We start from the raw sequence: 25,385 nt of genomic DNA on the forward strand, positions 1-25,385 counted from the left end.
TCGTCAGCCCATCGCCGCCAGCATCAGGTCCAGGTTCTGCACGGCGGCGCCCGAGGCGCCCTTGCCCAGGTTGTCGAACACGGCGGTCAAGAGCACTTGACCCTGCTGTTCGTTGCCATACACCGCCAGGCGAAGATCATTGGTGCCATTGAGCACCTGCGGATCCAGATGCGTGTGGGCCGCTGCTTCCTCGCGATCAACCACCTGCACATGCGTCGTGCCGGCGTAGTGTTGTTGCAGGCAGGCGTGCAACTGCTGACTGGTCACGCCCGCAGGCAACAAGCGCAGTTGCAACGGGATGCTCAACACGATGCCCTGACGGAACGCGCCATAGGCCGGCACGAAGACAGGCCGGTGCGTCAGCCCCGCATGGCGTTCGATTTCCGGGGTGTGCTTGTGGGCCAGACCCAAGCCATACAGTTGGAACGCCGGTCCTTGCACCCCGCCGCCCCCTTCATAGGCATCGACGCTGGCGCGGCCGCCGCCCGAATAGCCGGACACGGCATGCACCACCGCAGGATAGTCGGCAGGCACCAGCCCCGCCTGGATCAAGGGGCGCAGCAACGCGATGGCGCCCGTGGGGTAGCAGCCGGGGTTGCTCACACGCTTGGCGTTGGCGATCAGGTCCGCCTGCCCGGCGCTCATTTCCGGAAAGCCATAGACCCATCCTTCAGTGGTGCGATGGGCCGAACTGGCATCGATGACCCGCACGGCCGGATTCACCACCGACGCCGCCGCCTGCCGCGCCGGTTCGTCCGGCAGACAGAGAATGGCCACATCACTGGCGTTGATCGCCTCGGCGCGGCGTTGCGGATCCTTGCGCTCGGCCTCGGGCAACGTCAGCAGGCGCAGATCGGTGCGGCCGTGCAGGCGTTCGTGGATTTGCAGGCCGGTGGTGCCTTGGTCGCCGTCGATAAAGACAAGAGGATGGGTCATGACGTGCTCCGTCGCGATAGGGATATAGGGGCTGTCGATTCAACAGGCCTCTATCATCGATCTGCACTGTACATAAGAAAAGTCGAATATCATGATCGTTAACTTCATCTTTTCTGAACGTCATAAGCATGCGCGAAATCAGTCTGGACCGTCTGCGCACCCTGGTGGCCATCGCCGACCTGGGTTCCTTCGCGGACGCCGCCCGCGCCCTGCATCTGGCGCCGCCCACCGTCAGCCTGCACGTCGCCGATCTTGAAGCGCGCGTGGGCGCCCCCCTGCTGACGCGCAAGCGCGGCCAGGTCCGGCCCACCGCCATCGGCGACACGCTGCTGGAACGCGCGCGCCGTCTGTTGGCGGAAGCCGATCAGGCGCTTGATGATGTGCAACGGCAGGTACAAGGCCTGTCCGGCCGCGTGCGGCTGGGCGCCTCCACGGGCGCCATCGCCCATCTGCTGCCGCAGGCGTTGGAAACGCTGGGCCTCCACCATCCGGGCATCGACGTGCAGGTGGCGGTGCTGACATCTCAGGAAACCTTGCAGCGCTTGACTGACGGCACCCTGGACGTGGGCTTGGTGGCCTTGCCGCAGCCTCCCATCGACGGCCTGGTGCTCAAGCCGTGGCGGCGCGATCCGGTCATGGCGTTCCTGCCTGCCGGCTGGCCCGCGCCAGCGCGCGTCACGCCCGCCTGGTTGGCCGATCGGCCGCTGATCCTGAACGACGCCACGACGCGGCTATCGCGTCAGACCGGCGAATGGTTTGCCACCGCTGGCCTGAACCCGCGCGCCCGTATCCAGCTGAACTACAACGACGCCATCAAGAGCCTGGTGGCCGCCGGCTATGGCGCCACCTTGCTGCCGCACGAAACCACGGCGCCGCAGCCCGATCCGCGCGTCGTCATGCGCCCGCTGCGTCCGGCGCTGTGGCGACCGCTGGGCATCGCGCATCGTGCGGAAAAGGTGGAGCGTGCCACGCAGCACGTACTGGACGTGCTGTGGGAATTACGTGCGGCCAACGGCGGGCGCGAGGCCAGCAGCGGCTAGCCCGTCAGGACGCGCGACGGAAATACGCCGTGCGCTGGCTTTCATCGCGCAATCGCCTCGCCCGGGAACGGAACAGATCCTTGCGGCCCACGATGCCCAGCAGGCGGCCACTGGCCCGATCCACGACCGGCACTCGCCCCACACCAGACAACGCCATGCGGTCGGCGATGCGGCTGGCCAATTCGTCGGGATAGCCGATGATCTGCTCGCGTCCGGCCAACGCCTGGACCAGCGTGCGCGTGTCATCTTGCGGATCCAGCGCCCAGGCCAGCGAATCCGCGCGCGTCACCTCGCCCACCACAACGCCTTGCGCGTCCACCACCGGATAGCTGGTGTGCACCGGCTGCAAGGTCGTGAAATGCGCAATGGCCTGGGCCACCGTCGTCGTGTCCGGCAACGTCTGCACCGGATGCGTCATCACGTCGCTGACCCGCAGCAGCTCGAACGGGTCCACATGGTATTCGCGGCTGATGTGATGGCCACGGCGGGCGATCTTCTCGGTCAGGATCGACCGCTTCAGCAGCAGCACCGTCACGCCATAGGCGAAGACGCTGGCGGCCATCACCGGCAGAAGCGCCCCGACGTTGCCCGTGAGTTCCACCGCGAACAGCGTGGCGGTCAACGGGGCGCGCATGGTGCCGCCCATCATGGCGGCCATGCCGACCAGCGCCCAGAAGCCCGGATCCGCCTGCGGCAGCCACGGCGTCGCCAGGGCGCCCAGCGCGCCGCCGAAGATCAGCAAGGGCGCCAGCACGCCGCCCGACGTGCCCGAACCCAATGAGATCGACCAGATCGCCACCTTGACCACCAACAGCAGCAACACCGCCTGGAATGCGAGGTCGCCTGCCAGCAGGTGCCGGATGTTGTCATAGCCCACGCCCAGCGCCGCCGGGTCGATCAGGCCGCCAATGCCGATGGCCAGACCACCCATCGCTGGCCACCACATCCAGTGCACCGGCAGCTTTTCAAACAGGTCCTCGGCCGCATAGACCAGCGACGTCAACACGCCCGAACCCAAGCCTGCCAGCACGCCAACCGCCGCGCACGCCAGCAGGTGCCCCGGCGTGAACGGCAAGGTGCCCGCATAAGCGAAGATCGGCCCGGCATCCAGGATGAAGGCGCGCGCGGCGGCGGCCACCAGCGCCGCCATCGCCACGGGCAGGAAGCTGCGAGGCTTCCACTCAAACAGCAGCAACTCCACGGCCAGCAGCACAGCGGCCAAGGGCGTCGAGAAGATGGCCGTCATGCCTGCGGCGGCGCCCGCCACCAATAGCGTCTTGCGCTCGCCGTCGTCCAGGTGAATGGTCTGCGCCAGCAAGGACCCGATCGCGCCGCCCGTCATGATGATGGGGCCTTCCGCGCCAAACGGCCCGCCCGTGCCGATGGAAATGGCGGAAGACACGGGCTTGAGCACGGCCACCTTCGGCTGGATGCGGCTCTTGCCGATCAAAATAGCCTCCATGGCCTCCGGAATGCCGTGGCCGCGGATCTTCTCCGATCCATATCGCGCCATCAGGCCGATGATCAGGCATCCCACCACGGGAATCGCAACGGACGCCAACCCCAGCTGGCCGTCGGTGATCGGCATGTCGGCAAACGAGAATTGGCCGTGATAGGCCAGGTTGGTACACAAGGCGATCAATCGCAGCAACCCCCAAGCGGCGGCGACGCTGGCCAGGCCCACGGGAATGGCCAGCGCCATCAGCAGAACGACACGCCGGTCAGTGGTGAAGTCGCCCAGGCGGATCGCCGCGCGCGCGGAAGCGGCCGGTTCAGAGGCAGGAGATAAAGACATGGAATATGGGAAGTCGAAGAGGGGCCAGGGAAAACACGCGGCGCTTTGCGCCAGGTCATTTATATCGTATCACGACATATATTAGAATCGGCAATGTGAAATTGAATCCGTCCCCCACTCCGCTCTCGCCCGCTGACTACGAACTGTTGGCCGACTTCCGCTATGCGTTGCGCACCTTCGCTGCATTCAGCGAAAGCGCTGCCGCGGAGCTTGCCCTGACGCCCCAGCAGCATCAGACCCTGCTGGCGATCAAGGGCACGCGCAAAAGCCCGTCCAACCGGCGTGGCCTGTATGTCGGCGAAATCGCCGACCGCCTGCTGATCCGCCCGCATACGGCGGCTGAACTGGTCGGCAGGCTGGCCAGGCTGGATCTGGTCAGCCGCGAGGCGGATCCCGAGGATGGGCGCCGTGTTGAAGTCGTGCTGACGCAGAAGGCCGAACGCTTGCTGGAGGATCTGTCGGCCTCCCACCTGGAAGAACTGCGCGCCATGCGTCCCCTGCTGAGCCGCCTGCTGACACGTATCGGCGACGACCCCGCCTGACCTCCTCGGGCATAAGCTCATCACTTCTGGTCAGCTTGCACGTGATAAATTGTCGTCCCGCGACATATTTCAAGCTCGCGAGGAGATCATTTTGAGCGTGGCAATCAAGCGCTGGCTGGGGTCATTCGCGCCAGCGCCCGTGGGCGTCAATGGACGCGAGAAACTCTACGGCGTGCTGGGCGCGCTGGTGGGGCTGTTCTGCACGGAATGGGTCGGCCGCCATGCGCTGGGCAGCGCAAACCCCTGGTTCATCGCACCGATGGGCGCGTCCGCCGTGCTGCTGTTCGCCGCCCCCGCCAGCCCGCTGGCTCAGCCGTGGTCGATCATGGCGGGGAATCTGGTGTCGGCCCTGATCGGCGTCTTCTGCGCCCAACTCATCCCCATTCCCGGCGTGGCCGCCGCTGCCGCCGTGGCGCTGGCCATCGGCGCCATGTTCAGCCTGCGCTGCCTGCATCCGCCCAGTGGCGCGGTGGCGCTGACGGCCGTGCTGGGCGGCCCGTCCGTCGCCAGCCTGGGCTACGGCTTCGCATTGTGGCCCGTGGGGCTGAATTCACTGATCCTGCTGTGCATCGCCGTCGTTTTCAACGGCGCGCTCAAGCGCAACTATCCGCGCCGCCACGCCGATGCCGCGCCCGGCCATCGCACGCGCGACGCGGCCCCCAGCACCCGCCTGGGCTTCAGCCGCGCCGATCTGGACGACGCCCTGCAACAGCGCGGCGAGCTGCTGGACATCAGCAAGGAAGACCTGGAAGAAATCGTGCTGGCGGCCGAACTGCGCGCCAGCCTGCGCCGCTTCGGCGACGTGTCCTGCGCCGACATCATGTCGCGCGATGTCGTCACCGTGCACGAGCAAGATCCGTTGGACTACGCGATTCGCCTGCTGGACAAGCACCGCCTGCAATCATTGCCCGTGCTGGATTCCGCCGGCCGATACGCGGGCATGCTGGACCAAAGCGATGTGCTGGCGCGCAAGAACCGTTTGACGCAGGCAACCGTGGACGGCGTTCCCGTGGCCGACCTGCTGGTGGCCGACTGCATGCGCAGCGAAGTGCCCTTCGCCACCCCCGAACTGCCCGTGATCGAACTGGCCCGCCCCATGTCCGACCGCCTGCACTGCGTGCCGGTGCTGGATGCCTCGCGCACCTTGCACGGTCTGGTCACGCAGTCCGACCTGGTGGCCGCGCTGCATCAGATGGCGGTGTCGGCCAGCTCCCAGGCGGGCGATACCACGGATACCCGGCAGCGCGCCGCCTGATCCCTCCGTAGCCCTACGGATTCCTGTCCGCGCTGGCCGCAAGGCATAATTTCAGACGTGAATCCCCTATCGCGCACGCGCGCCCTCTTCTGCTGGCTGGTCTTGTTCTGCTTGGGCGCCGCCTGGATCGCCCGCCAGGAATACGTGGACCAGTACGACCGCTTCTTCCAAAGCACCAGCATCGCCCAGCGCATGCTGAGCCAAAAGACGGTGCAGCATGAAGCCGTGCTGGCAACGCTGGCGGCGCTGTCGCACCCCCCCACCCCCGAACGCCTGTATCCCAGCCTGCAACCCGCCATGCCGCAATTGCTGGGGCTGGGCTATTTGGCCGATGGCGCCTGGGCGGGCAGCCTGCCGCCGCCGCCCGGCCTGCCTGGCGCCATTGAACGCGCCCGTCAGTTGAACCGCCCGGTGACGTTGCCCGTGGACGCCGCGCGGTACTGGCTGATCGCGCCGTCAAGCTGGAGCCTGCTGTTGGACGCGCGCCACCTCGTGCCCGCCACGGACTTTCCGCCCGGGTTGGCGAACCTGAGCCTGACCATTGCCCAGACGCCGCTGCGCTTGCTGGACAAGCAGGCCGCGGACGCCGTGGGGCTGACGATCACGCTGCAAAAACCGCTGGGCGCGGCCAGCCAGCCGTTCCAGATGCAAAGCACCCGTACATTGACGCCCGCCCTCTGGCCGTGGACGGCGTGGCTGGCCTGGGCCGTGGGCAGCGCGTTGCTGGTGGCGGGCGCCTTTGCCTGGCAGCGTTCACGCGCCGATGCGCGGCGTCAACAAGAGCAAGCACGCCTGGCCGCCATGGCGCGGCTAAGCACATTGGGAGAAATGGCGGCGGGCATCGCGCATGAGCTGAACCAGCCGTTGACCGCCATCCTGGCCCAGACACGCGCGGCCGAGCGCCTGCTGGACGACGAGGAAGAACGCCCCGCCGTGCGTCACGCGCTGCTGGCCAGCGCCGAACAGGCCAAGCGCGCCGCCGACATCATCACGCGCATGCGCGCGCTGGTTCAACCGAGTTCGCCCGCGCGGCGCGAAGCGCTGGACCCGGATGCGCTGGTGGCATCGCTGCGCTTTCTGCGCGACCCCGAACTTGCGCAGCAAGGCATCCGCTTGACCTGGCACAACGCCAGCCCTGGCGTGCGCCCGCTTGGCGACCGCGTCGCGCTGGAGCAGATCCTGCACAACCTGGTGCAGAACGCGGCGGACGCCCTCGCCGCCACCGACGGCCCGCGCCACATCCAGCTGGAAGGCCGAGCCGACGGCGCCAACTATCTATTCACCGTCAGCGACAACGGCTCCGGCATTTCCGCCGACGCCTTGCCTCGGCTGTTCACGCCCTTCTACACCACGCGCGCCCAAGGCATGGGTTTGGGGCTGGCGCTGTGCGACACGCTGGCCGGTTCCATGGACGGCCGCATCGCCGCGCGCAACCTCAGCCCCGCTGGCGCCTGCTTCACCGTCAGCCTGCCGCGCTCGGGAGCCCCCGCATGACTGCACAGGACGCACGCACGCACGAACTATCCCCGCTGGTCTATCTGGTGGACGACGACGACGCCGTGCGCGACGGCCTGTCGCTGTTGCTGCGCAGCGTGGGCCTGCGCAGCGCCGGGTTCGGTGATCCGCTGGCCTTCCTGGCGCAACTGGCGCCCAGCGCCATCGGCTGCGTGGTGCTGGACATCCGCATGCCCGGCATCAGCGGCCTGGATGTGCTGAGCCGGCTGGCTGACCAATCCGATCTGCCGGTGGTCATGCTGACCGGACACGCCAACGTGGACTTGTGCCGTCGTGCCTTCAAGGGCGGCGCCATGGAATTCCTGCAAAAACCCGTGGACGACGACGTGTTCCTGGATGCGGTGCAGACCGCCGTACGCACCCACATCGCCAGCCGCGAACGGCTGGCCGTGACCCAGGCCGCCACCGAGCGCCTGGCGCGGCTGTCAGGGCGCGAACAAGAGGTGCTGGAACGTATCGTGCAAGGCATGAGCAACAAGGAAATCGCGCGCGAGTTCGACCTGTCGCCGCGTACCGTCGAAACCTATCGCGCCAATGTCTTCGCCAAGCTCGAAGCCGATTCGCTGGCGCAACTGATCCGCCAATACGCGACGCTGCTGGATCCCCTGCCGCCTCCGTAACGCTACGGAGGCGCGCGCGTATTCGGGCGTATACCGCCCGCGCCGTGATTTCGCGACACTGACTGCTCCTACCGAATGTTCTCCAAAAGGACGCAGACCATGAACCGTTTCACGCTTGCCACCTTGATGTCCACCCTGGCTTTTGCCGGCGCCGCCAACGCCGCCGTGCTGAGCGAAAGCAATCTGTCGATGGCCGATGCGCAGAAGCTCGCCACCGCCACCGTCGCCGCCTGCCAGGCCAAGGGCTACAACGTGAGCGCCTCGGTCGTGGACCGCGCCGGCCTGCTCAAAGCCTTCGCCCGCGCCGACAACGCCGGCCCGCACACCATCGAAGCCAGCCGCGCCAAGGCCTTCACCGCCGTCTCCGCCAAGACCCCGACGCTGGCCATGATGGAGAATTCGCAAAAGAACGCGGGCGCCGCCAATCTGACCGATATCCCGGGCTTCCTGCTGCTGGGCGGTGGCGTGCCGGTCAAGGCCGGCAACAGCGTCATTGGCGCGATCGGCGTGGCGGGCGCTCCGGGGGGCAACCTGGACGCCCAGTGCGCCGACGCCGTGCTGGAAGAAAACGCGGCAATGTTCAAGTAATACGCGGCTGGGCGGGCGCCCGCATGACTCGCAAGCCCGCCCAGATTCCCGCGAAGCAGGCCGCGCCGAACACCCAGCCTGATAGCGCACCCGCCATCACGCCGGACAACAGCGTACCCACGGTGCATCCCAGCGCCGTCATTCCTCCCCAACCCATCAAAACGCCACCCGCGACGTTGCGGACGATGTCCTTCGCCGACGGCAGTCTGGGCTTGAACGCGCCAGCCGCCAAGGCCGCCGCCCACGCCCCGCCCACCAGCGCCAGCACGAACGCCCCGTTGTTCGACAACAGCGCGCGCTTGATGACGGTGGCGCATCCCGCGAAGGTGTCCAGCCCTTCAAGACGCGCCGGCAGCCAGCCCGTGCCTGCCGCCATCGTGCGCGCCACGCTGCCCAGTTCAGCCGTCACGCCCAATGGCGCGATGCGCAGATACGCGATGACTCCGATGCCCCCCACCAGCAAACCGCCCACGGCCGGCGGCCAGCGCTCTCGCAACACTGCCTGCCAAGGCGACATCGGCTGCCCGGCCGCCGTCGCCTGCGGGCCGCCCCGGCGCATCACCGCCCACGCCAGCGCGATCAGCACCGCGCCTTGCAGCAGCACCGTTGCGCCATAGCCCAGCCGCTGCGGCAGCCACACCACCGGCGCTTCCTGGATCAACGCCAGATACAGCGCATTCCACGTCGCGAAGCCCAGTACAAAGCCCACGGCCGCCCCCGCCAGCGCGAACGGCGAGGCCAGCGCGCCTTCACCCAGCCGGTAGAAATGCGCGCTGATGCACGAACCCGACACCCGCATCCCGACGCCGAACACGAAGGCTCCCGCGACCAATGCCAAGCTGACCGGGCCAATGTGCGCGCCAGGCGGCAGACGCCCTGGCGATGGCACCGGAAGGAAGGCGCCGAACACCGCGTGGTAGCCCAGCGTTCCAACCCCCAGCGCAATCAGCACCGCGAACATGCCCGCCGTCTGCCTGTGATCAATGAAGTCGCGGGCGATGCAGTAGAAGCAAAAGCGCGAGCGTTGCAGCACGATGCCGAACGCCGCGCCCAGCAAGACCGACAACGACAGGTTGCGTCCGCCCTCGGGCAATGGCGCCAGCAGCCAAGCCGCAACGAAAACGGCCGCCAACACCGCGGCGGCCGACACATAGCGCAGCGCGCCCACTCAGGTCTTGCCCCACACGGTGCCGGACGGGTTGCTGATCGGCGACCCGACGCTGTTGCCGTATTCCGTCCACGAGCCGTCGTAGTTGCGCACGTCATAGCCCAGCAGCTTGCGCAGCGCGAACCAGGAATGGCTGGAACGTTCACCGATGCGGCAATACGTGATGATGGGTTGCGTGCCATCCACGCCGGCCGCTTGATAGATTGCCTTCAGCTCCTGCTCCGACTTGAACGTGCCGTCCTCGGCCACCAGCTTGCTCCACGTCACGTTCACCGCCCCGGGGACGTGCCCCGCGCGCACCGCCAGTTCCGGCACGCCATTCGGCGCGAAGATCTTGCCGTTGTATTCATCGGCGGAACGAATGTCCACCAGCACGCCCTGCTTGTCCTTGCGCGCCACGGCCAGCACGTCCTGCAAATGCGCGCGCAATGCCGGATTGGCCTGCTTGATCTGCGCGTTGCCTGCCGGCTGGATCTTGGCGCCGTTGGACAAGGGTCGCCCTTCGGCTTCCCACTTCTTGCGGCCGCCATCCAGGATCTTCACGTTGTCGATGCCGTAGATATCGAATATCCATGCGCCCCAAGCGGCAAACCAGTTGTTGTTGTCGCCGTAAAGAATGGTTGTCGTATCGGCATTGATGCCAGAGCGCGCCACCAGCGCCTGGAATTGCTTGGGCGGCGCGATGTCGCGGTTCACGGTATCGACCAGATCCGTGTGCCAGCTGACGTTGGCCGCGCCCGGGATATGGCCGCGTTCGTACAGCCCGGGATTCACGCTGACCTCCACCACCCGGACCTTGGGATCGTTCAGATTCTTTTCCAGCCAATCGGTCGTGACCAGATACTTGGCATGTTGCGCCGTCGCCGGAAAGGCGATGCAAGTCGCCAATGCGGCAAAAGCGCTGACCAGCAGCGTGCGTGGGGACATCGGATTCTCCTGGATTCGGCTACTTGGATGAGCCTTTGGAATCCGGACGATATCGGCTTACTTGCTGCGCACGAACGACATTGTTTTCATATTCTGATTACCTATTCAGCCTATTGTCAGTCTCGTCGCAGCTGCTGAGCTAGTGCATCTGCGCAAGGCGGAACGGCGTTTACTTGTTCAGCACTTCGCTGGCAAGCTTTCCGGTTTCCACGCAACTGAGCAGATCCGCCCTGATTATCTTGCGCAGGCTCTCTTGATCCGCTTCACTCTGCGCAGTGAACGCCTGGCCGCTCTTTGGCCGGGGCGTGGCCATCACATCGGCATAGGCTTTCATCACCTCCCCGACGTTTGGCATCGCCGGCTGCAATGCTGCCAAACCGGCCTGGACATTACCTAGAATCCGATTCCCGGCGTTCATCACATCGGCTAACAGCACATCTTTATCGCGCGGCAACACACTGGCCGCGGATATCACACAGCCAATATTGACCGCCGCCGCACCGTAAATGCGATCTTGCGCGGTCAGGGAATACTGCTCCATGAACAAGCTGGATCCCACAGCCAGACCCGCGCCTGTGGCCGTCGTCGCGACATTGCCGATGATTGCACCGACTGCCCCCACAATGGCGCCCCCCGCAACGCCGGTCCGCAAATCCATAGCTCCCGTACGAGCGCTGGACGCCTTGTTCCAGTACACCTGTTGCTGCTCTAGAAATTTGTCCAACACAAACCCGACGTTTAAGGCCGTGTTAACCGGCGGCTTCATGTTGAACGCCGCCTCGACCGCGCTCTGGTTCTTCTTGCCCAGGTCCAATACCGGGTAGGCGTTGGGAGGCGACCATGCGCATCCAGAGACGCCTGCCAACATCGCCAGCCCGCTGATCAGAATCGTCAACCGCCCCGCCCGCATGTGATGCATGTTTGAGCCTCATCGTTGATGGTGGTCTCGTGCGTCGTATTCGCACCAGATGCGAACGGATTATTCAGACAGTAACATTTAGTGTCAATTGGGGCTTGCATGAGGCAAGCGGCCGAAACACCGTCGCAGTTCCCCGTGCGACACTGCACGGCATTCCCAGCCCCGGTCTTGCCGATGCCCCTGCCGCCTTCTTCTCTGTTGCTGGACGAGATCTTGCGTGCCGCGCCCCGCCGCTATCGCGTGCCGTCGGCTCCTGTCGGCGCGGAACAGGTGAAGCATGCCGGGGCCGCCACCACGCTTGCCGTCACGATCGAGGTGGCGCGTCAAGCGCTGGCCGATGGCCTGGCGCCCGACATGGCAACGAAGCAGGCGTTCATTCACGCGCTGGGCCGGTTGATCCAAGAAGCGGTGCGACAGGACGAAGGAGACCCGGCATTCCAGGCCATCGTGCTGCGGCATCGGGTGGCGCAAGTGCGTGAGTACGCAGCGCTGTCCGCCATCGCCGATCAGGACCGCCGCCAGATCAACGCCACCGTCAACGCGATCGCGCACCCTGAGAAACTCAAGCGCCTGCCGCCAGGGCCGCCACGCGACGTCTTGGCGCAGTTGCAGACCGCGGCAGCCACCGCATCCTGGACTGCGCTATCCGACGCCGGGCAACGGCTACGCGCCATGCCGGAATCCGCCTCCGACCCCACGATTGAGCGCGCCTTGGCACGCCTTCTGAACGAGCCGGCACTGGAACGTCTGCAACGTCTGGACGCCTTGGCGCCAGACGCACACGTGCAGCGGTATCAATCCCTCTGGGACCGGCACGGCCCGCGTTCAGGCAGCCCCGGCGCCGCAGCCCAGGGCTCAGCCGCGCAGCGGCGTGGCGCCGCCGTCGAAGCATCCGCCACGCAGGCGCTGGACGCCCTTGCCCAGCGGCTCAACGACGCAGAAGGAAGCCTGTCGCCCTATCGCGTCGTGACCTCGATGCGCGTGCCGTCATCGATCCCCGCCAGCGCCGAACGCGCCAAGACCGAGTGGGACGCGGTCCTGCTGAGGAAAGCGCCTGCGGACAACGACACGCCTGTCTGGGATGTTTGCCTGCTGGTCGAAGCCAAGGCCTCCGTGGACGCTGCCACCACCGACCTGCCGCGACTGCAACGCGGCTTGCGCCTGCTTGCGCACGCCGACGACAACACGGCCTATCCGTTCAAGACCGAGCAAGGCATCGTCCACCTGCGTGGGGCCTCGTTGCAAGCGCTGCCTTGGGATATCCCAGGCTTGGCACAGGTGGTGCTTTACTGCTGCGATGCCCCTGCGGAAACGACGCCCCGGCTGCTTAGCGCGGCCAGCCGGATGCACTTGCTATCCGCCCCGGCCAGTGTGGACTTCGCCATCAAGCTGGCAGGCCCGCAACCGCCTGATCCCGAGGCCCTTGAACCGGTGTGGCGGCTGTTGCTGGAGTCGCCCCAATGGACGCCCATTCTGCACCAGTACCCGATGCTGCGCGACATCCGCGACATGATGGTGCATGTCGACGACTTGCGCGCCGCGATCGCGGTCGATACACGGTGGAGCGCCGCCAGCGGCTAACGACCACGGCCGGCGCCCCGCCCTCAGCCTGCGTTTTCCCCAATACCGTCCAGTGCGCGAATTTCCGCGTCCGGCAGCACCAGCTTCGCCGCGGCCAGATTCTCTCGTAGGTGCGCGACCGACGACGTGCCGGGAATGACCAGGATGTTGGGCGCGCGTTGCAACAACCACGCAATCGCAACCTGCATCGGCGTGGCGCCAACGCGCTGCGCGACGTCCGTCAGCGTGGCGGATTGCAGCGGGCTGAAGCCGCCCAGCGGAAAGTACGGGACGTAGGCAATGCCGTCCTGCGCCAGTGAGTCAATCAGGGCGTCGTCATGGCGATGCGCCAGGTTGTACTGATTCTGCACGCACACGATATCGCACAGGCCACGGCCTTCCTTGACCTGCGCGGCCGTCACATTGCTCAGGCCAATGTGACGCACCAGCCCACGCCGCTGCAATGCCGCCAACGCAGACAGGGGCTCGGCAATCGAGCCTTCTTCCGGCCCGTGCACGCCGTACATGATGCGCATGTTCACCACATCCAGCACGTCCAGCCCCAGATTGCGCAGATTGTCCTCGACGGCGCTCTCCAATTCGGCGGCGCTGTCGGCACGGATCCAGGAAGCGTCCTCGCCCCGCCGCGCGCCGATCTTGGTGACCAGCACCAGATCGTCCGGATACGGCGACAGCGCCTCGCGGATGATCTGATTGGTAACGTGCGGGCCGTAGAAATCGCTGGTGTCGATGTGGTTCACGCCGTTGGCCACGGCCTCACGCAGCACCGCCAACGCCGCGTCACGGTCGCGCGGCGGCCCAAAGACGCCCGGGCCGGCCAATTGCATCGCGCCATAGCCCAAGCGCTTGACGCGCTTGGATCCCAGGGCATGGGTGTCGGTATTGTTGTCTTCGTTCGGTAGCGGCGGCATGGTGTATCTCCGGAGGGGAACGAACAGCTTAGCCCTTTCCGCCTCCGTGGATAATCAGGCAAGTCGACGCCCTACGCCGCTGCGATCAGCCGGATGTCTGCGTTGCCATCCCGTTCCAGCTGCGCCACCAGCCCCAGCTCCCAATCCAGATACTCCCGGAACCCCTGGTCGCGAGCCGACAAGTCATCAAACAGGTACGGGCTGATGCTGTGGTCATCGTCACCCGTCAGCACGCCGGCCGCCCCTGTGGCCAGCTCCAGGCCCTGGGCTTTCCAGGCGCGCGTGCCACCCACCAGATACCGCACTGGGCGCGAGCCGCGCCAGGCGAATTCGGCGGCCACCGTGCTTGCCAGCACGCCATCGGAGGAAGTCACGACCAAGGTGCGCGGATCGTCCGGCGGCAAGAACTCCGCCAGCCGGTCGGGCGCGGAAAAACGGGCGCCCGGCACGTGGCCACGCTCATAAGCCACGCGCGACTCCACATCGAACACCAACACCTCGTCGGCATCCAACGCGGCGCGCAATGCTTGCGCACGCACACCCGTGGCATCCGGCCGATGGCGCAGCACTCGCCGTGGCTCGGGGCCGCTTTGCACGGGGGCCAACGCGGGCGGTTGATATAGATAGACTTCCACCGCGCCCAATTGCGCCAGCCACGCACCCGTGGTCAACGCCCGCACGCCGTCCCAGTCCGCCAGCACGACGCGCGCGCGCCGCGTTGCCAGGTATTCGTCGGTGGCCTGCACCAACTGGCCGCCCGGCGCCCAGCGCCAACCTTCCAGATGCCCGGTCTCGTATTCCTCGCGGGTCCGCACGTCGAACTTATAGAGCGTTCGCGTGGCCTCTTCTGCCTCGAATGCGTGCAGCGTCGCCGCGTCGATATAGCCGATGCCGGCGCGCTGCGCCACATCGCGGGCTTGTTCGCGGGCGGCAGCCAGCGTCGATTCACCCGGTTCGGGCAAGGCGGCATGACGGCCGTAGGCCAGTTGCCGGCCGGACAGCAGCCATTCCATCGTGCCGTTGCGCAAGGACACGACGGGGTTCGGGATGCCGGCGTCGATCAAGGTTTGAGCGCCCACGATGCTGCGCGTACGGCCGGCGCAGTTCACCACCACCACGGTCTTCGGATCAGGCGCCAATTCGCGGATGCGATAGACCAGTTCCGCCCCCGGCAGGCTATGCGAGAACGGCAAGGTGAAATGGTGGAATTCTTCCGGCGTGCGGCTATCGACCACGACAATATCGTCGCCGCGCGTCACGCGCTGGTGCAGTTCCTCGACGTCGATCCAGGGCGTGTGCTTCTCGTGCTCGATGACTTCACCAAACGCCTTGCTGGGCACGTTGGTGCCCGAGAACAGTTCCAGGCCTGCACGCTCCCAGCCGTCCGTGCCGCCGGCCAGCACCGACACGTCCGTCCAGCCCAGGCGGGTCAGCTTGGCAGCCGCCAGATGCACTTGGGTCTCGTCATCGTCCACCAGCACAATGCGGGTGTCGCGGCGCGGCACCAGCCGGTCGGCCAACAATTCCAACCGCCACAACGGCGCGGGCACGGCGGACAACAGATGGCGGCGGGCATAGCGGCCAGCTTCACGTACGTCCAGCACGGCGATTTCGGCGTCGCCACGCAACTCTTCCTGCAATTCCTGCGTCGATACGCGGGCATGGTAAATGGCGGCCGGCGGCGAGAACGTGCGGTAGGTGCCGCCCGCAGTGCTTTCAAACACCACGCGGCCGTGCAGCCGGTCCAGCGCCAGACCATAGAAGTGCAGATGCGCGCCGGGTTGATCCCCCACCAGTTCGATGGTGTGCACATCGCCCGGCCCCAAGACGATCGAACGGCCAGGGCCGACATCCACGCGCCGCAGATGAGTCAAGGTATCGCGCAGCGGGTCCTGGCTGGTCGCACGCGCATAGACTTCGTTGCGTTCATTGCCGTTCACCCCGGCGATGATGGCCCAGGTCGTATGGTCATGCGGCGGTTGAGCCTTGCCCGGTTCGCCCAACGACAGATACAGCGCATAACCGCCGTCGATGTCTTCCGCCAGACGATAAATGGCGGTGGGGCGGCCCGGAACCACCGCAAAGGCCTCGGTGGCAAACAGATCGCGGCGTTGCCCCAACGCTTCCAGCAGCGTCGCCACCTTCGCCAATTGCTCGGACGTGGCGTGGGCTGCGTCAGGCGCCAGTTGCCGAACCTGATCGATGAAGGCGCGCACGGCCCGCGCGCGTTCGGTGTGCTTGTTGAGGGCCGGCGCGGCGGCTTGCGTGGAGATGCTCATGGGATGACTCGGACGTCCTGAATGAAGAGAGGTTCAGGCTACGTGCGCACCCCGTCCGGGACAACGTAGAAATGTGTCTATGGATATGCGGTGGGCGGTTTCACGCGGTAATCAGGCCGCGCCCTTCAGCTCGCGGTCCACGACCTCTCGCGTCAGCGTCGGGACGAACATCTCAATGAAATGAAAAGCGTAGCCGCGCAGCCATGCACCACGGCGTATGGCCAGCCGCGTCAGGTTGATCTCGAACAGGTGGCGCGCGTCGATGGCGCACAAGCGCGTGTCGCGCTCGGCATCCCAGGCCACCGCGGCCACGATGCCCACGCCCAGCTCCAGCTCTACATAGGTCTTGATCACATCCGCGTCCATGGCGGTCATGACGATGTTGGGGGTGATGCCCGCGCGCGCAAAGGCTTCATCGATATGCGCCCGCCCGGTATAGCCACGCCCGTAGGTGATGATGGGATAGCGTGACAGCTGCGACAGGCTGACGCCGTCCTGCTGATGTTCCAGCGGATGGCCACGCGGCACGATGATGCTGTGGCTCCAGCGGTAGCAAGGCAGGTTCACGAGTCCCGGATAGTCCGCCACGGCCTCCGTCGCCACGCCGATATCGGCCTCGCCTTCCAGCAGCATTTCCGACACCTGCTTGGGCGACCCTTGATGCAGGTGCAGCACCACGTTGGGATAGCGCTGGCGGAATTCCTTGACGACGGGCGGCAAGGCATAGCGGGCTTGCGAGTGCGTGGCCGCAATCGACAACACCCCCTGGCGGCTGTCGGCGTACTCCGCGCCTGCATGCCGGATGTTGTCCGCGCATTGCAGGATCTGTTCCACCAGCGGCAGGATCAACTCGCCCGGCGGGGTCAGGCCGATCAGCCGCTTGCCCGAACGCACGAAGATATCCACCCCCACCTCTTCCTCAAGCTCCCGGATCTGGCGGCTGACGCCGGGTTGGGACGTATGCAGGCTTTCGGACACGTCAGTCAGGTTGAAGTCCTGGCGCACGGCCTCGCGCACCGATCGGAGTTGCTGGAAGTTCATCGCGCGCCTTCAGCCCAGAAAGGCCAGTTGATTGCCGGATGGATCCTTCACATACATGACGCGCGGCAAGGCGTCGGGCAGCGAACAGACCGGGTAATGCCCCGCCTGGCGCAAGCGCGCCAGAAGCTCGTCGTACGCAAGGGTCTTGAGTGTGAGGTAGTCGGGCTTGACGTCGCGGCTGATCTCCACCACGGGAGACAGCGACAAGGTCGCGCCACCCAGCGCGAAATGCAGGCGCTGTCCGTCCGCGCCTGCCACTTCTTCCAGGCCGATCACCCGGTGGTAAAAATCCCGGACGGCTTCCGCCCGGCGCGTCAAGAACGGAAGCTGTACCGAATCGATCGAAAGAAATGAAGTCATGCCCTGCCGCCAGCCATGGAACAAGGCAAATTCTAGTACCCGGGGGTACAACCGGACAAAGAGGATGTAATTGCTTCTACATAGCCAGAAACCCTAAAGCGCACGGCTTATTTGCATATTCCTCAGGCGCTGCGGCGCAAGGCATCGCGGGTGGCATCGAAGGCGCGATCCAGGTCGCTGATCAGGTCCAGCGGGCTTTCCAGGCCGATGTGCAAACGCACGACGGACGGTTTGCCGGCGCCCTGCTGCCAGTAGCTGTGTTCGGCCAGGCGTTCTGGCGCGGCCTCGAGCGCCAGGCTTTCATAGCCGCCCCAGGACGCACCGATCGAGAAGTAGCGCAGCGCGTCGATGAAGCGCGATGCGGCCACCGGATCCGGATTGCCGAATGCGAACGACACCAGCCCGCTCGCCCCGCTGAAGTCGCGTCGCCACAAGGCATGGCCGGGATCTTGCGCCAGCGCAGGATAATGGACCCGTCCCACGTCTGCATGCCGCGCCAGGTATTCGGCAACGGCCAGCGCATTGTGCTGATGCCGCTCCAACCGCACGTCCAGGGTGCGCAGGCCGCGCAAGGTCAGATAGGCATCATCCGCGCCCACCGACAGGCCCAGCGCGTCATAGGCCACGCCGATCTTTCCCGCCAACTCCGCGCTGTCCACCGTGACCACGCCCATCATCACGTCCGAGTGCCCGGCCAGGTACTTGGTTGCCGCCTGAATCGAGATATTCGCGCCCAACGCAAGCGGCTGGTAGTACAGGCCACCGCTCCAGGTATTGTCGGCCGCGACCAGCACCCCATGGCGTCGCGCCGTGGCTGCCAACGCAGGCAGGTCCAGCACCTCGAACAACAATGAACTGGGAGACTCCAGGTACAACAGCCGCGTGTTGGGCCGGATCAGCGATTCCAGGGCGTCTTGCGAGGGCGAAAAATATTCCACCTCGATCCCGAAGCGCTGCAACAGTGACTTGTCGACCTTGCGCACGGGCGAATACACGCTGTCCGCCACCAAGGCGTGTTCCCCCGGCGCCAGCGTCGCCAACAGCACCAGCGCGATCGACGACAAGCCCGACGGCGCCAGCACCGTCCGGTAGCCGCCCTCCAACGACGCCACCGCCTCCTCCAGGGCCTGATGCGTATCCAGGCCATGGCGGCCATAAGTCGCAACACGGTCACCCGCCGCACGCAGCTTGTTCAGCGCCGCCTGGGTTGCCGTGTCGGCAAAGCGCACGGTGCTGGTGCGCACCACGGGCACGTTTACCGGTCCCGAGCCATTTTTCAATTCCGGCGACCCGGCGTGCACCAGCCGCGTCTGCACTTGCGCGTGGTCGAGGCTCATGCGCGCACCTCTTGTCCCGGCTTCATCTGGGTCGCGTTGTAGTTCAGGATCTGGCCTGTCGCCAGATCGATGCCGATGCGGCCGGACAGGGTTTCCAGCGCTTGGCCGTACAGGTGGAAATGCAGCGTCGGCGTATCACCGGTCACGTGGATGCTGTGAATGTCATCGGCCAGGAACGACACGGATTGCCCCGGCTGCACCACCACTTCGCGCACCTGCTCCAACGTGGCGTGGCCTTCCCGCGACCCGTCGTCGCTACGGCGATAGACGCGGTTCAGTTCCTGGCCCGACAGTGCCACGATGGCGGCCCATGTCGTATGGTTATGCGGCAACGTCGTCTTGCCCGGATTGATCGAATTCAGATATAGCGCAGGCACGCCCGGCGCATCATCCGGATTCAGGCGATAGCGCGTGGATGCGCCCACGCCCTGCCCGGCCGCGGGCGGCGGGAAGTCCGACACGGGGAACAGATCCCGGCGCTGCGCCAATTGCTCCAGACGGGCCGTCACCGCGGCCAACTGCTCCCGGGTCACGGAACGGGCGCCCAGCAGGCCCTGGATATCGGACAGGGCCGCCTGCACGTGCTGGCGGCGCTCAACGGTAATTGCGGATTCAGTGCTCATGCTTGAACTCCAAAAGGGATCACACCGCCAGACGCAGCGGATCAAAAGTCAGATAGCTTGCGATGGGGTCAGGCGCTGCGTGGCGGGCGGCCGGCGCACCCGACGACCGTTGCAGGAAGGCGCGCGTGCGCTCGCTTTGCGGCGACCCAAAAATTCTGGACGGGGGACCAGATTCGACGATGCGGCCGGCTTCGGTGAAATACACGGTGTCACTGACCTCTTCGGCAAAACGCATTTCGTGCGTCACCAGCATGCAAGTCAGCCCGTCCTGCACCAAGTCACGAATCACGGTCAGGACTTCACCCACCATCTCCGGGTCCAACGCGGACGTCACTTCGTCAAACAGGATCAGCTCGGGTTGCAACGTCAATGCGCGGGCGATGGCCACCCGTTGCTGCTGGCCGCCCGACAATTCGCCGGGATAGGCGCGTTCCTTGTGATCCATCCGCACCTTGGCCAGGAGTTCGCGTGCACGGGACTCGGCCTGCGCGCGCGGCTGGCCACCCACCTTGATGGGTGAAATCACCAGGTTTTCCAAGACGCTCAAATGCGGGAACAGGTTGTATTGCTGGAACACAAAACCCACCCGTTTGCGCAGTGCGATGAAGTCCGATTCGGTCTTCAGGCCATCGACGTGCACGCCGCCCACCCGGATCGCGCCACGCTGCGGGCGCAACAGACCGGTGATGCAACGCAGAATGGTCGATTTTCCCGAGCCGGATGGCCCGATGATGGACACCGCCTGCCCCTGCTTGACTTCCACGTCGATGCCCTTGAGCACCTCGGTGTCGCCAAACGCCAAATGCACGTCACGCAGGCTGACCAGCGGCGAAATATCAATGATGCTCATGGCGTCGTTCCAAATACCGCGTCCAACGCGCGATGGGATAGCAATAGGCGAAGAAAAGCGCCAATAGCGTGAAATAGACAAGAATGGTGAAATCGCTGCGGGCGACGGTGTTGCTGGCGACCGTGGCGGTATCAACCAGGTCATGCACCCCCACCAGCGACGCCAGCGACGTGCTCATGGTGATGCTGGCCATCAGGTTCATCCACGAGGGCAGCATCCTGCGCACGCACTGCGGCAGCACAATCATGCGGAATATCTGCGTCCGCCTGAACGCCAAGGACTGCGCGGCCTCCCATTGCGCACTGGGAATGGACTGGATCGCCCCGCGAAAGATCTCGGCCACATTGGCGCTGGCGGGCAGTCCCAACCCAATCACCACCTTGATCCAGTCCGGAAACGGCAGATACCAGCCTGCCACGTTCACCTCGAACGGGAACACGTAGGTCGTGAAGTACACCAACACCAGGATGGGTGCGTTGCGAAACAGCAGCACGTAGGCGCGCGTCAGGCGGCGCAGCAGCTGCGAAGGCGATAGGGAAAGTGCCCCCACCACCAAGCCAACCAGCGTGCCCAGCGCCATCGCCAGCAGGCTGATCTGGATATTCATGCCCAAGCCGCGCAGCAAGGCCGGCGACCAATGCCACAGCGCCTGCACGGCCGCGGGGGTCGTGCCCGTGGCAGCCCAGAAGGCGCCCAGCCCCACGAACGCCAGCAACAACCCAAACCAGGGGTCACGCAACAAGGCAGGCAGAAAGCGTCCTGAGACAGGCGTGCGCCCCGGATTCAGTGCAAGGTCATTGGCCATAGCCGGGCATCCTCAGTCTGTCTTCCAGCCAACGACCCGCCACACTGACCAGCCACGTCAACAGGCCGAAATACAGCAGAATCAAGAGCAGCAGTTCCAGCACATTGTCTCGATGCGACCAGATCATGATCGACTCGTAGGTCACGTCACCTACCGCGATGGCCGAGGCGATGGCGGTCATCTTCACCAGGTCCACCAGGTTGTTGACCAACGCTGGCAAGGCAAAGCGCACCGCCAGCGGCAATTGCACCTGCGTCAGGATCTGGCGCCGGGAAAACGCCAGCGAACGCGCCGCTTCCATCGTCACCTGCGGCACCGCCTCGATCCCCGCACGCAGAGCCTCCGCGTGGAACACGCCTTTGTGCAGCGCCACCACGATCACCACCCAGGCGAACGGCGTGATCGGATTGCCGCCACCCAGCTTCTGCGTGATCAGCATGTTCAGCACCAGAAACGCGCAATACAGCTGCACCAGCGTGGGGGTATTGCGGGTGACTTCCACAAAGGCCTGCAAGGGCCGGGCCAGCCACGGCCGGCCACTGGTCAGCGCTGCCGCGATCAATACGCCAAACAGCAGGCTGACCGGAATGGTCCACGCGCATAACTGCAACGTCACCAGCAGCCCATGGCCAAACGCCGACAATTCGCCCGGGTCCTGCACAAAGCTGTAGTTCAGGCCCAAGGGTTTGAAGAAGCTGACCCAGGCATGCAGTACCGAATCGATCATGCGGCGGCCTCCAGCCTCTGGGGCAAGGCCAACGCCGCTACCGCCCGGGCGATGCGTTCAAGCGCCGCGTCGATGTTCGCATCCGACGCGGCAAATGACAGGCGCAGGTACGGCGACAAGCCATACGCCGCGCCGCGCACCACGGCCACGCCCTCGGATTCCAGCAGCCAGTCCACCACATCGCCGTCGTCCTGGATACGGCGCCCGTCCGGCCGCACAGCGCCGATCAGCCCGCCCACGCCGATCCAGGCGAAGAACGATCCTTGCGGCGCATGCACCTGCAAGCCAGGCAATGCCCCCAACCCGTTCACGACCCGTTGCGCCCGGCGCTCATACGCCTTCCGCGCGGTGTCGACGAAGCCGTCCGCCACGCCTTGCAAGGCGGCCAGCGCCGCAGCCTGCCCCACCGAACTCGGGCCGGAAGATACCTGCGACTGCACCGCCTCCAACGCATGGATCAAGGCTTGCGGCCCGGTGCCCCAGCCAATCCGCCACCCCGTCATCGCATAGGCCTTGGACACGCCGTTCACCAACAGCGTGCGCTCGGCCAGATCCGGCGCGGCGCGCAACAGGTGCGCGGGCGGCTGGCCGAACCATATTTCCTCATACATCTCGTCCCACAACACCAGGACATGCGGCGCGGCGCGCAGCACCTGCGCCAACGCCCGCAGTTCATCAGCGGTATAGACCGCGCCCGTGGGATTGCTGGGGGAATTCAGGATCAGCCACTTGGTGCGCGGCGTGATCGCATCTTGCAGCGCCTGCGGCGTCAATTTGAAGCCGTCCTCGGCGCGCGTCTCCACGATCACCGGCTCGCCTCCATTGATGCGCACCGCATCCGGGAAAGTGGGCCAGTACGGGGCCGGGATGATGACCTCGTCGCCTTCATCCAGGGTGGCGTTCAGCGCCAGGTAGATCACCTGCTTGCCGCCATTGGAAATGATGACGTTGGAGGCGTCCACATCCAGGCCATGGCGCTGCCGATAGCCGTCCGCCACGGCGCGGCGTAGTGCCGCCGTCCCCGCGGTGGGCGTGTATTTGGTGAAGCCTTGTTCAAGCGCGGTGCTGGCGGCGTCCTTGATCGCCGCCGGCGTATCGAAGTCGGGTTCGCCAGAGGTCAACACGATGATCGAGCGCCCTTCGGTCGCCAGGCGTGCGGCGCGGGCGCCGGCGGCGGCAATGGGCGACAGCTTGGCCTCACGGGCGCGGCGGGACAACACGGCGGGAAACAGCGTTTCGGTCATGACAGTACCTTTCCGGGATTCATCAGATCCAAGGGGTCCAGCGCCTGCTTGATGCGGCGCATCAGGGTCAATTCAAGCCGGCTCTTGTAACGGGGCAGCGCGTCGCGCTTGACTTGGCCAATGCCATGCTCCGCGCTGATCGACCCGCCTTGTGCGTGGGCCTGCGCGTGCACGACGTCGTGGATGCGATCTTCCAGATCGAACAGATGCCCCACGGGCCGGGACGGATCGTGCGACACGTTGTAGTGCAGGTTGCCGTCGCCCAAATGGCCGAACGCCATCGGCCGCAGCCCCGCGTCCAGCGCGTGCAATGCGTCGGCGGTGCCGCGCAGGAAGGCGGGCACGCGGGAGATCGGCACTGAAATGTCATGCTTGACGTTGCCGCCGTCACGCGCTTGCGCCAGGCCAATGGCCTCGTCGCGCAGCCGCCAGAACGCCGCCGACTGTTGCAGGTTGTGCGCGATCACCGCGTCAGCCAGCAAGCCGGATTCCAATGCCTCCTGTCCCAGCCGCAGCAACGCCGCGCCCGCGCCGTCAGCGGATTCCGACGAGGCCTCCAGCAGCGCATACCAAGGCTGGTGCAGTCTCGGCAGCGGCTGCTGCTGTTCCGGCACATGATGAGCCACCAGGTCCAGGACGGGCTGGCTGATCAACTCAAAGCCCGTCAGTGCCGCGCCCAGGCGCTGGCGCGCAAGCGACAGGAACGACAGCGCCGCCTCGATCGAGGGAAAACCCACGAAGGCGCTGCCCTGGCCGCCCGGCAGCGGGTACAGCTTCAGTGTGGCGGCCGTGATGACGCCCAGCGTTCCTTCGCTGCCGATGTACAGGTCCCGCAGCGAATAACCGGTATTGTCCTTGCGCAAGCCCCGCAGGCCGTTCCAGATTTCGCCTTCGGCCGTCACCACCTCAAGCCCAAGCGTCAATTCACGGGTATTGCCATAACGCAGCACCTGCGTGCCGCCCGCGTTGGTCGACAGATTGCCGCCAATGGTGCAGCTGCCTTCAGATCCCAGGCTTAGCGGAAACAGCCGGTTGGCCTGGCGCGCGGCGTCCTGCACCGCAGCCAGCACACAGCCGGCCTGCACGGTGATGGTGTCGTTATCGGTGTCCAGCGCCAGCACGCGGTTCAACCGGCCCAATGACAACAGCACGGCCTGCCCGCCCGCATCGGGCGTGGCGCCTCCCATCAACCCGGTGTTTCCGCCCTGCGGAACGACAGGCACGCCCGCCGCGCGGCAAAGCCGCAGCACCGCCGCCACTTCCTCGGCGTCGGCTGGCCGCGCCACGGCCAGCGCCCGCCCGTGCAGGCGGCCGCGCTGGTCCGTCAGGTAAGGATCGGCGTCCGCGCCCGTCCAGATCCACTCCTGCCCCAGGCGGGCACGCAAGGCGGCCAACAGGGAGTCGGCAATGTCGGCCGTCATGGCTTGGCTTGCGCCTCGGGCGGCGCACTGTCGAACTTGCCGGCTTGCGCCTGCGCGGTCGCCTGCTTCAAGTAATCCGCCGGCACGCCAAAGCGGTCGGCTTGCTTGACCAGCAGGCCTGTCTTCAACCAATCCTGAATGACGCCGTCGACGAAGGCGCGCGTATCGGCCTCATTGCGGCGCGTCCAGATGACGGTGGGCGACGGGATCAACTGGTCGGAGGTGGCCAGTTCAAAGTCGCTCCATTCCCGCCCGTTCGGGCCATGCAGCGTTTCATACAACGCGGGCTGGATGTGCACCGACGCATCGCAGCTTCCGCCTTTAAGCGCCAGCAAGGATTCGGGAATGTTGCGCAGCCCCTTGACCACGGCGCCATACGTATCCTGCAAGGGCTTGGCGAAATTGCTGCCTTGCGACACGCAGGCCACCTTGCCTTTCAGGTCTTCCCAACGCTTGATGCCGCTTTTCTTGGACACCATCGCCGCGCCGCCCACCAGGTTGTAGGGCGTGGGCGCGTAGCTCAGGATTTCACTGCGCTCCTGGGTCCATTGAATATTGGCGATCAACAGGTCAACCTTGCCGGCCTGTAGGAACTGCACGCGCGTGGATGCCGTGACCGGCACCGTTTCCAACGTGACGCCCAAGCGCTTGGCAATATCGGCGCCCAGCTCCGTCTGAAAACCACCGACCTTGCCCGTGGCGGGGTCCAGGATGCCAAACGGCGGGCTGGCCCCATCCACACCGATCACGATCCTGCCGCGTTGCTTGACCTTGTCCAGCGTGGCGTCGGCGTGCGCGGCGCCAGACATCAGGCCCGCTAGCGCGGTCAAGACCAGGACGGCGGCCGCCTTCGTACGGCGTTGCGTCGTGCGCTGCGATTTCATGTTTGTTTGAGTCATCA

24 protein-coding genes are annotated in these 25,385 nt (G+C 65.7%); 7 read left to right on the forward strand and 17 right to left on the reverse strand.

From position 1 onward, the window contains the following. Nucleotides 1-3: 3 nt before the first annotated feature. Nucleotides 4-936: an N-acetyl-gamma-glutamyl-phosphate reductase gene (gene argC / locus HV753_RS04100; RefSeq protein WP_175173127.1), complete on the reverse strand. Its 933-nt coding sequence runs from the start codon at nt 934-936 to the stop codon at nt 4-6. A 128-nt stretch (nt 937-1,064) separates the two neighbouring features. On the opposite strand from argC, the gene HV753_RS04105 reads away from it, so the two are divergent. Further along, nucleotides 1,065-1,976 carry a LysR family transcriptional regulator gene (locus HV753_RS04105; protein WP_175173128.1) on the forward strand — a complete coding sequence of 304 codons (912 nt, stop codon included), beginning with the start codon at nt 1,065-1,067 and terminating at the stop codon, nt 1,974-1,976. Between the two features lie 4 nt (nt 1,977-1,980). Here HV753_RS04105 and HV753_RS04110 read toward each other — a convergent pair whose 3' ends face one another. Continuing rightward, nucleotides 1,981-3,771: a chloride channel protein gene (locus tag HV753_RS04110; protein WP_175173129.1), complete on the reverse strand. Its 1,791-nt coding sequence runs from the start codon at nt 3,769-3,771 to the stop codon at nt 1,981-1,983. 95 nt (nt 3,772-3,866) lie between these two features. Here HV753_RS04110 and HV753_RS04115 point away from each other — a divergent pair, with 95 nt between their 5' ends. The 5 genes from HV753_RS04115 (at nt 3,867) to HV753_RS04135 (ending at nt 8,291) form a co-directional block, all read left to right on the forward strand. Further along, complete coding sequence (locus HV753_RS04115; RefSeq protein WP_175173130.1) at nt 3,867-4,313, forward strand: MarR family winged helix-turn-helix transcriptional regulator; 447 nt, start codon at nt 3,867-3,869, stop codon at nt 4,311-4,313. A gap of 91 nt (nt 4,314-4,404) precedes the next feature. After that, entirely contained in the window at nt 4,405-5,568 is a 1,164-nt protein-coding gene (locus HV753_RS04120; protein WP_175173131.1) for an HPP family protein, read from the forward strand. 57 nt (nt 5,569-5,625) lie between these two features. Then, the gene (locus HV753_RS04125) at nt 5,626-7,062 is read left to right on the forward strand and encodes a sensor histidine kinase (RefSeq protein WP_175173132.1); all 1,437 of its coding nucleotides are present in this window, start codon (nt 5,626-5,628) and stop codon (nt 7,060-7,062) included. Then, entirely contained in the window at nt 7,059-7,703 is a 645-nt protein-coding gene (locus HV753_RS04130; RefSeq protein ID WP_175173133.1) for a response regulator transcription factor, read from the forward strand. Before HV753_RS04125 ends, HV753_RS04130 begins: the two co-directional genes overlap by 4 nt. A gap of 99 nt (nt 7,704-7,802) precedes the next feature. Next, nucleotides 7,803-8,291, forward strand: coding sequence for a GlcG/HbpS family heme-binding protein (locus HV753_RS04135; protein ID WP_175173134.1), 489 nt, complete (start codon nt 7,803-7,805; stop codon nt 8,289-8,291). Here the strand turns inward: HV753_RS04135 and HV753_RS04140 are convergent. From HV753_RS04140 to HV753_RS04150, 3 genes are all read right to left on the reverse strand, one after another. After that, nucleotides 8,284-9,459, reverse strand: a complete 1,176-nt coding sequence (locus HV753_RS04140) for a YeeE/YedE family protein (RefSeq protein ID WP_246288143.1) — start codon at nt 9,457-9,459, stop codon at nt 8,284-8,286. The genes HV753_RS04135 and HV753_RS04140 overlap by 8 nt on opposite strands. Further along, on the reverse strand, nt 9,460-10,386 hold the full coding sequence (locus HV753_RS04145) for a sulfurtransferase (protein WP_175173135.1): 927 nt from the start codon (nt 10,384-10,386) through the stop codon (nt 9,460-9,462). A 169-nt stretch (nt 10,387-10,555) separates the two neighbouring features. Then, entirely contained in the window at nt 10,556-11,305 is a 750-nt protein-coding gene (locus HV753_RS04150) for a hypothetical protein (protein WP_175173136.1), read from the reverse strand. 174 nt (nt 11,306-11,479) lie between these two features. On the opposite strand from HV753_RS04150, the gene HV753_RS04155 reads away from it, so the two are divergent. Continuing rightward, entirely contained in the window at nt 11,480-12,886 is a 1,407-nt protein-coding gene (locus HV753_RS04155) for a 3-deoxy-D-arabino-heptulosonate 7-phosphate synthase (protein WP_175173137.1), read from the forward strand. 23 nt (nt 12,887-12,909) lie between these two features. Here the strand turns inward: HV753_RS04155 and HV753_RS04160 are convergent, their stop codons facing one another. The 12 genes from HV753_RS04160 to HV753_RS04215 all read right to left on the reverse strand — a co-directional run bounded on the left by HV753_RS04160 (nt 12,910) and on the right by HV753_RS04215 (nt 25,368). Further along, nucleotides 12,910-13,797: an aldo/keto reductase family oxidoreductase gene (locus HV753_RS04160; RefSeq protein WP_175173138.1), complete on the reverse strand. Its 888-nt coding sequence runs from the start codon at nt 13,795-13,797 to the stop codon at nt 12,910-12,912. A gap of 71 nt (nt 13,798-13,868) precedes the next feature. After that, entirely contained in the window at nt 13,869-16,076 is a 2,208-nt protein-coding gene (locus HV753_RS04165; protein ID WP_175173139.1) for a rhodanese-like domain-containing protein, read from the reverse strand. Between the two features lie 111 nt (nt 16,077-16,187). Then, nucleotides 16,188-17,117 carry a CysB family HTH-type transcriptional regulator gene (locus tag HV753_RS04170; RefSeq protein WP_175173140.1) on the reverse strand — a complete coding sequence of 310 codons (930 nt, stop codon included), beginning with the start codon at nt 17,115-17,117 and terminating at the stop codon, nt 16,188-16,190. A 9-nt stretch (nt 17,118-17,126) separates the two neighbouring features. Beyond that, nucleotides 17,127-17,477, reverse strand: a complete 351-nt coding sequence (locus tag HV753_RS04175) for a VOC family protein (protein WP_175173141.1) — start codon at nt 17,475-17,477, stop codon at nt 17,127-17,129. Between the two features lie 122 nt (nt 17,478-17,599). Beyond that, nucleotides 17,600-18,814 (reverse strand): cystathionine beta-lyase, encoded by a 1,215-nt coding sequence (gene metC, locus HV753_RS04180; protein ID WP_175173142.1) that lies wholly within the window; start codon nt 18,812-18,814, stop codon nt 17,600-17,602. Next, nucleotides 18,811-19,437, reverse strand: coding sequence for a cysteine dioxygenase family protein (locus HV753_RS04185; protein WP_175173143.1), 627 nt, complete (start codon nt 19,435-19,437; stop codon nt 18,811-18,813). Before HV753_RS04185 ends, metC begins: the two co-directional genes overlap by 4 nt. Nucleotides 19,438-19,456: 19 nt before the next feature. After that, nucleotides 19,457-20,287, reverse strand: coding sequence for an amino acid ABC transporter ATP-binding protein (locus HV753_RS04190; RefSeq protein WP_175173144.1), 831 nt, complete (start codon nt 20,285-20,287; stop codon nt 19,457-19,459). Continuing rightward, nucleotides 20,274-21,092, reverse strand: coding sequence for an amino acid ABC transporter permease (locus tag HV753_RS04195; protein WP_175173145.1), 819 nt, complete (start codon nt 21,090-21,092; stop codon nt 20,274-20,276). The genes HV753_RS04190 and HV753_RS04195 overlap by 14 nt, the downstream gene beginning before the upstream one ends. After that, nucleotides 21,082-21,819 carry an amino acid ABC transporter permease gene (locus tag HV753_RS04200; RefSeq protein ID WP_175173146.1) on the reverse strand — a complete coding sequence of 246 codons (738 nt, stop codon included), beginning with the start codon at nt 21,817-21,819 and terminating at the stop codon, nt 21,082-21,084. Before HV753_RS04200 ends, HV753_RS04195 begins: the two co-directional genes overlap by 11 nt. Then, the gene (locus HV753_RS04205) at nt 21,816-23,063 is read right to left on the reverse strand and encodes an aminotransferase class I/II-fold pyridoxal phosphate-dependent enzyme (protein ID WP_175173147.1); all 1,248 of its coding nucleotides are present in this window, start codon (nt 23,061-23,063) and stop codon (nt 21,816-21,818) included. Before HV753_RS04205 ends, HV753_RS04200 begins: the two co-directional genes overlap by 4 nt. Next, the gene (locus tag HV753_RS04210) at nt 23,060-24,484 is read right to left on the reverse strand and encodes an FAD-binding oxidoreductase (protein WP_175173148.1); all 1,425 of its coding nucleotides are present in this window, start codon (nt 24,482-24,484) and stop codon (nt 23,060-23,062) included. The genes HV753_RS04205 and HV753_RS04210 overlap by 4 nt, the downstream gene beginning before the upstream one ends. Further along, complete coding sequence (locus HV753_RS04215) at nt 24,481-25,368, reverse strand: transporter substrate-binding domain-containing protein (protein ID WP_175173673.1); 888 nt, start codon at nt 25,366-25,368, stop codon at nt 24,481-24,483. The genes HV753_RS04210 and HV753_RS04215 overlap by 4 nt, the downstream gene beginning before the upstream one ends. Between the last annotated feature and the right edge of the window lie 17 nt (nt 25,369-25,385).

Origin of the sequence: Achromobacter pestifer (genome assembly GCF_902859625.1) — a bacterium.
Lineage (GTDB): Bacteria > Pseudomonadota > Gammaproteobacteria > Burkholderiales > Burkholderiaceae_B > Achromobacter > Achromobacter pestifer.

What these genes read in the sequence shown, in the direction of transcription:
- argC (WP_175173127.1), bottom strand. Translation starts at nt 936, where the DNA reads ATGACCCATCCTCTTGTCTTTATCGACGGCGACCAAGGCACCACCGGC.
- HV753_RS04105 (WP_175173128.1), top strand. Translation starts at nt 1,065, where the DNA reads ATGCGCGAAATCAGTCTGGACCGTCTGCGCACCCTGGTGGCCATCGCC.
- HV753_RS04110 (WP_175173129.1), bottom strand. Translation starts at nt 3,771, where the DNA reads ATGTCTTTATCTCCTGCCTCTGAACCGGCCGCTTCCGCGCGCGCGGCG.
- HV753_RS04130 (WP_175173133.1), top strand. Translation starts at nt 7,059, where the DNA reads ATGACTGCACAGGACGCACGCACGCACGAACTATCCCCGCTGGTCTAT.
- HV753_RS04135 (WP_175173134.1), top strand. Translation starts at nt 7,803, where the DNA reads ATGAACCGTTTCACGCTTGCCACCTTGATGTCCACCCTGGCTTTTGCC.
- HV753_RS04145 (WP_175173135.1), bottom strand. Translation starts at nt 10,386, where the DNA reads ATGTCCCCACGCACGCTGCTGGTCAGCGCTTTTGCCGCATTGGCGACT.
- HV753_RS04150 (WP_175173136.1), bottom strand. Translation starts at nt 11,305, where the DNA reads ATGCATCACATGCGGGCGGGGCGGTTGACGATTCTGATCAGCGGGCTG.
- HV753_RS04155 (WP_175173137.1), top strand. Translation starts at nt 11,480, where the DNA reads ATGCCCCTGCCGCCTTCTTCTCTGTTGCTGGACGAGATCTTGCGTGCC.
- HV753_RS04160 (WP_175173138.1), bottom strand. Translation starts at nt 13,797, where the DNA reads ATGCCGCCGCTACCGAACGAAGACAACAATACCGACACCCATGCCCTG.
- HV753_RS04165 (WP_175173139.1), bottom strand. Translation starts at nt 16,076, where the DNA reads ATGAGCATCTCCACGCAAGCCGCCGCGCCGGCCCTCAACAAGCACACC.
- HV753_RS04170 (WP_175173140.1), bottom strand. Translation starts at nt 17,117, where the DNA reads ATGAACTTCCAGCAACTCCGATCGGTGCGCGAGGCCGTGCGCCAGGAC.
- HV753_RS04175 (WP_175173141.1), bottom strand. Translation starts at nt 17,477, where the DNA reads ATGACTTCATTTCTTTCGATCGATTCGGTACAGCTTCCGTTCTTGACG.
- metC (WP_175173142.1), bottom strand. Translation starts at nt 18,814, where the DNA reads ATGAGCCTCGACCACGCGCAAGTGCAGACGCGGCTGGTGCACGCCGGG.
- HV753_RS04185 (WP_175173143.1), bottom strand. Translation starts at nt 19,437, where the DNA reads ATGAGCACTGAATCCGCAATTACCGTTGAGCGCCGCCAGCACGTGCAG.
- HV753_RS04190 (WP_175173144.1), bottom strand. Translation starts at nt 20,287, where the DNA reads ATGAGCATCATTGATATTTCGCCGCTGGTCAGCCTGCGTGACGTGCAT.
- HV753_RS04195 (WP_175173145.1), bottom strand. Translation starts at nt 21,092, where the DNA reads ATGGCCAATGACCTTGCACTGAATCCGGGGCGCACGCCTGTCTCAGGA.
- HV753_RS04200 (WP_175173146.1), bottom strand. Translation starts at nt 21,819, where the DNA reads ATGATCGATTCGGTACTGCATGCCTGGGTCAGCTTCTTCAAACCCTTG.
- HV753_RS04205 (WP_175173147.1), bottom strand. Translation starts at nt 23,063, where the DNA reads ATGACCGAAACGCTGTTTCCCGCCGTGTTGTCCCGCCGCGCCCGTGAG.
- HV753_RS04210 (WP_175173148.1), bottom strand. Translation starts at nt 24,484, where the DNA reads ATGACGGCCGACATTGCCGACTCCCTGTTGGCCGCCTTGCGTGCCCGC.
- HV753_RS04215 (WP_175173673.1), bottom strand. Translation starts at nt 25,368, where the DNA reads ATGAAATCGCAGCGCACGACGCAACGCCGTACGAAGGCGGCCGCCGTC.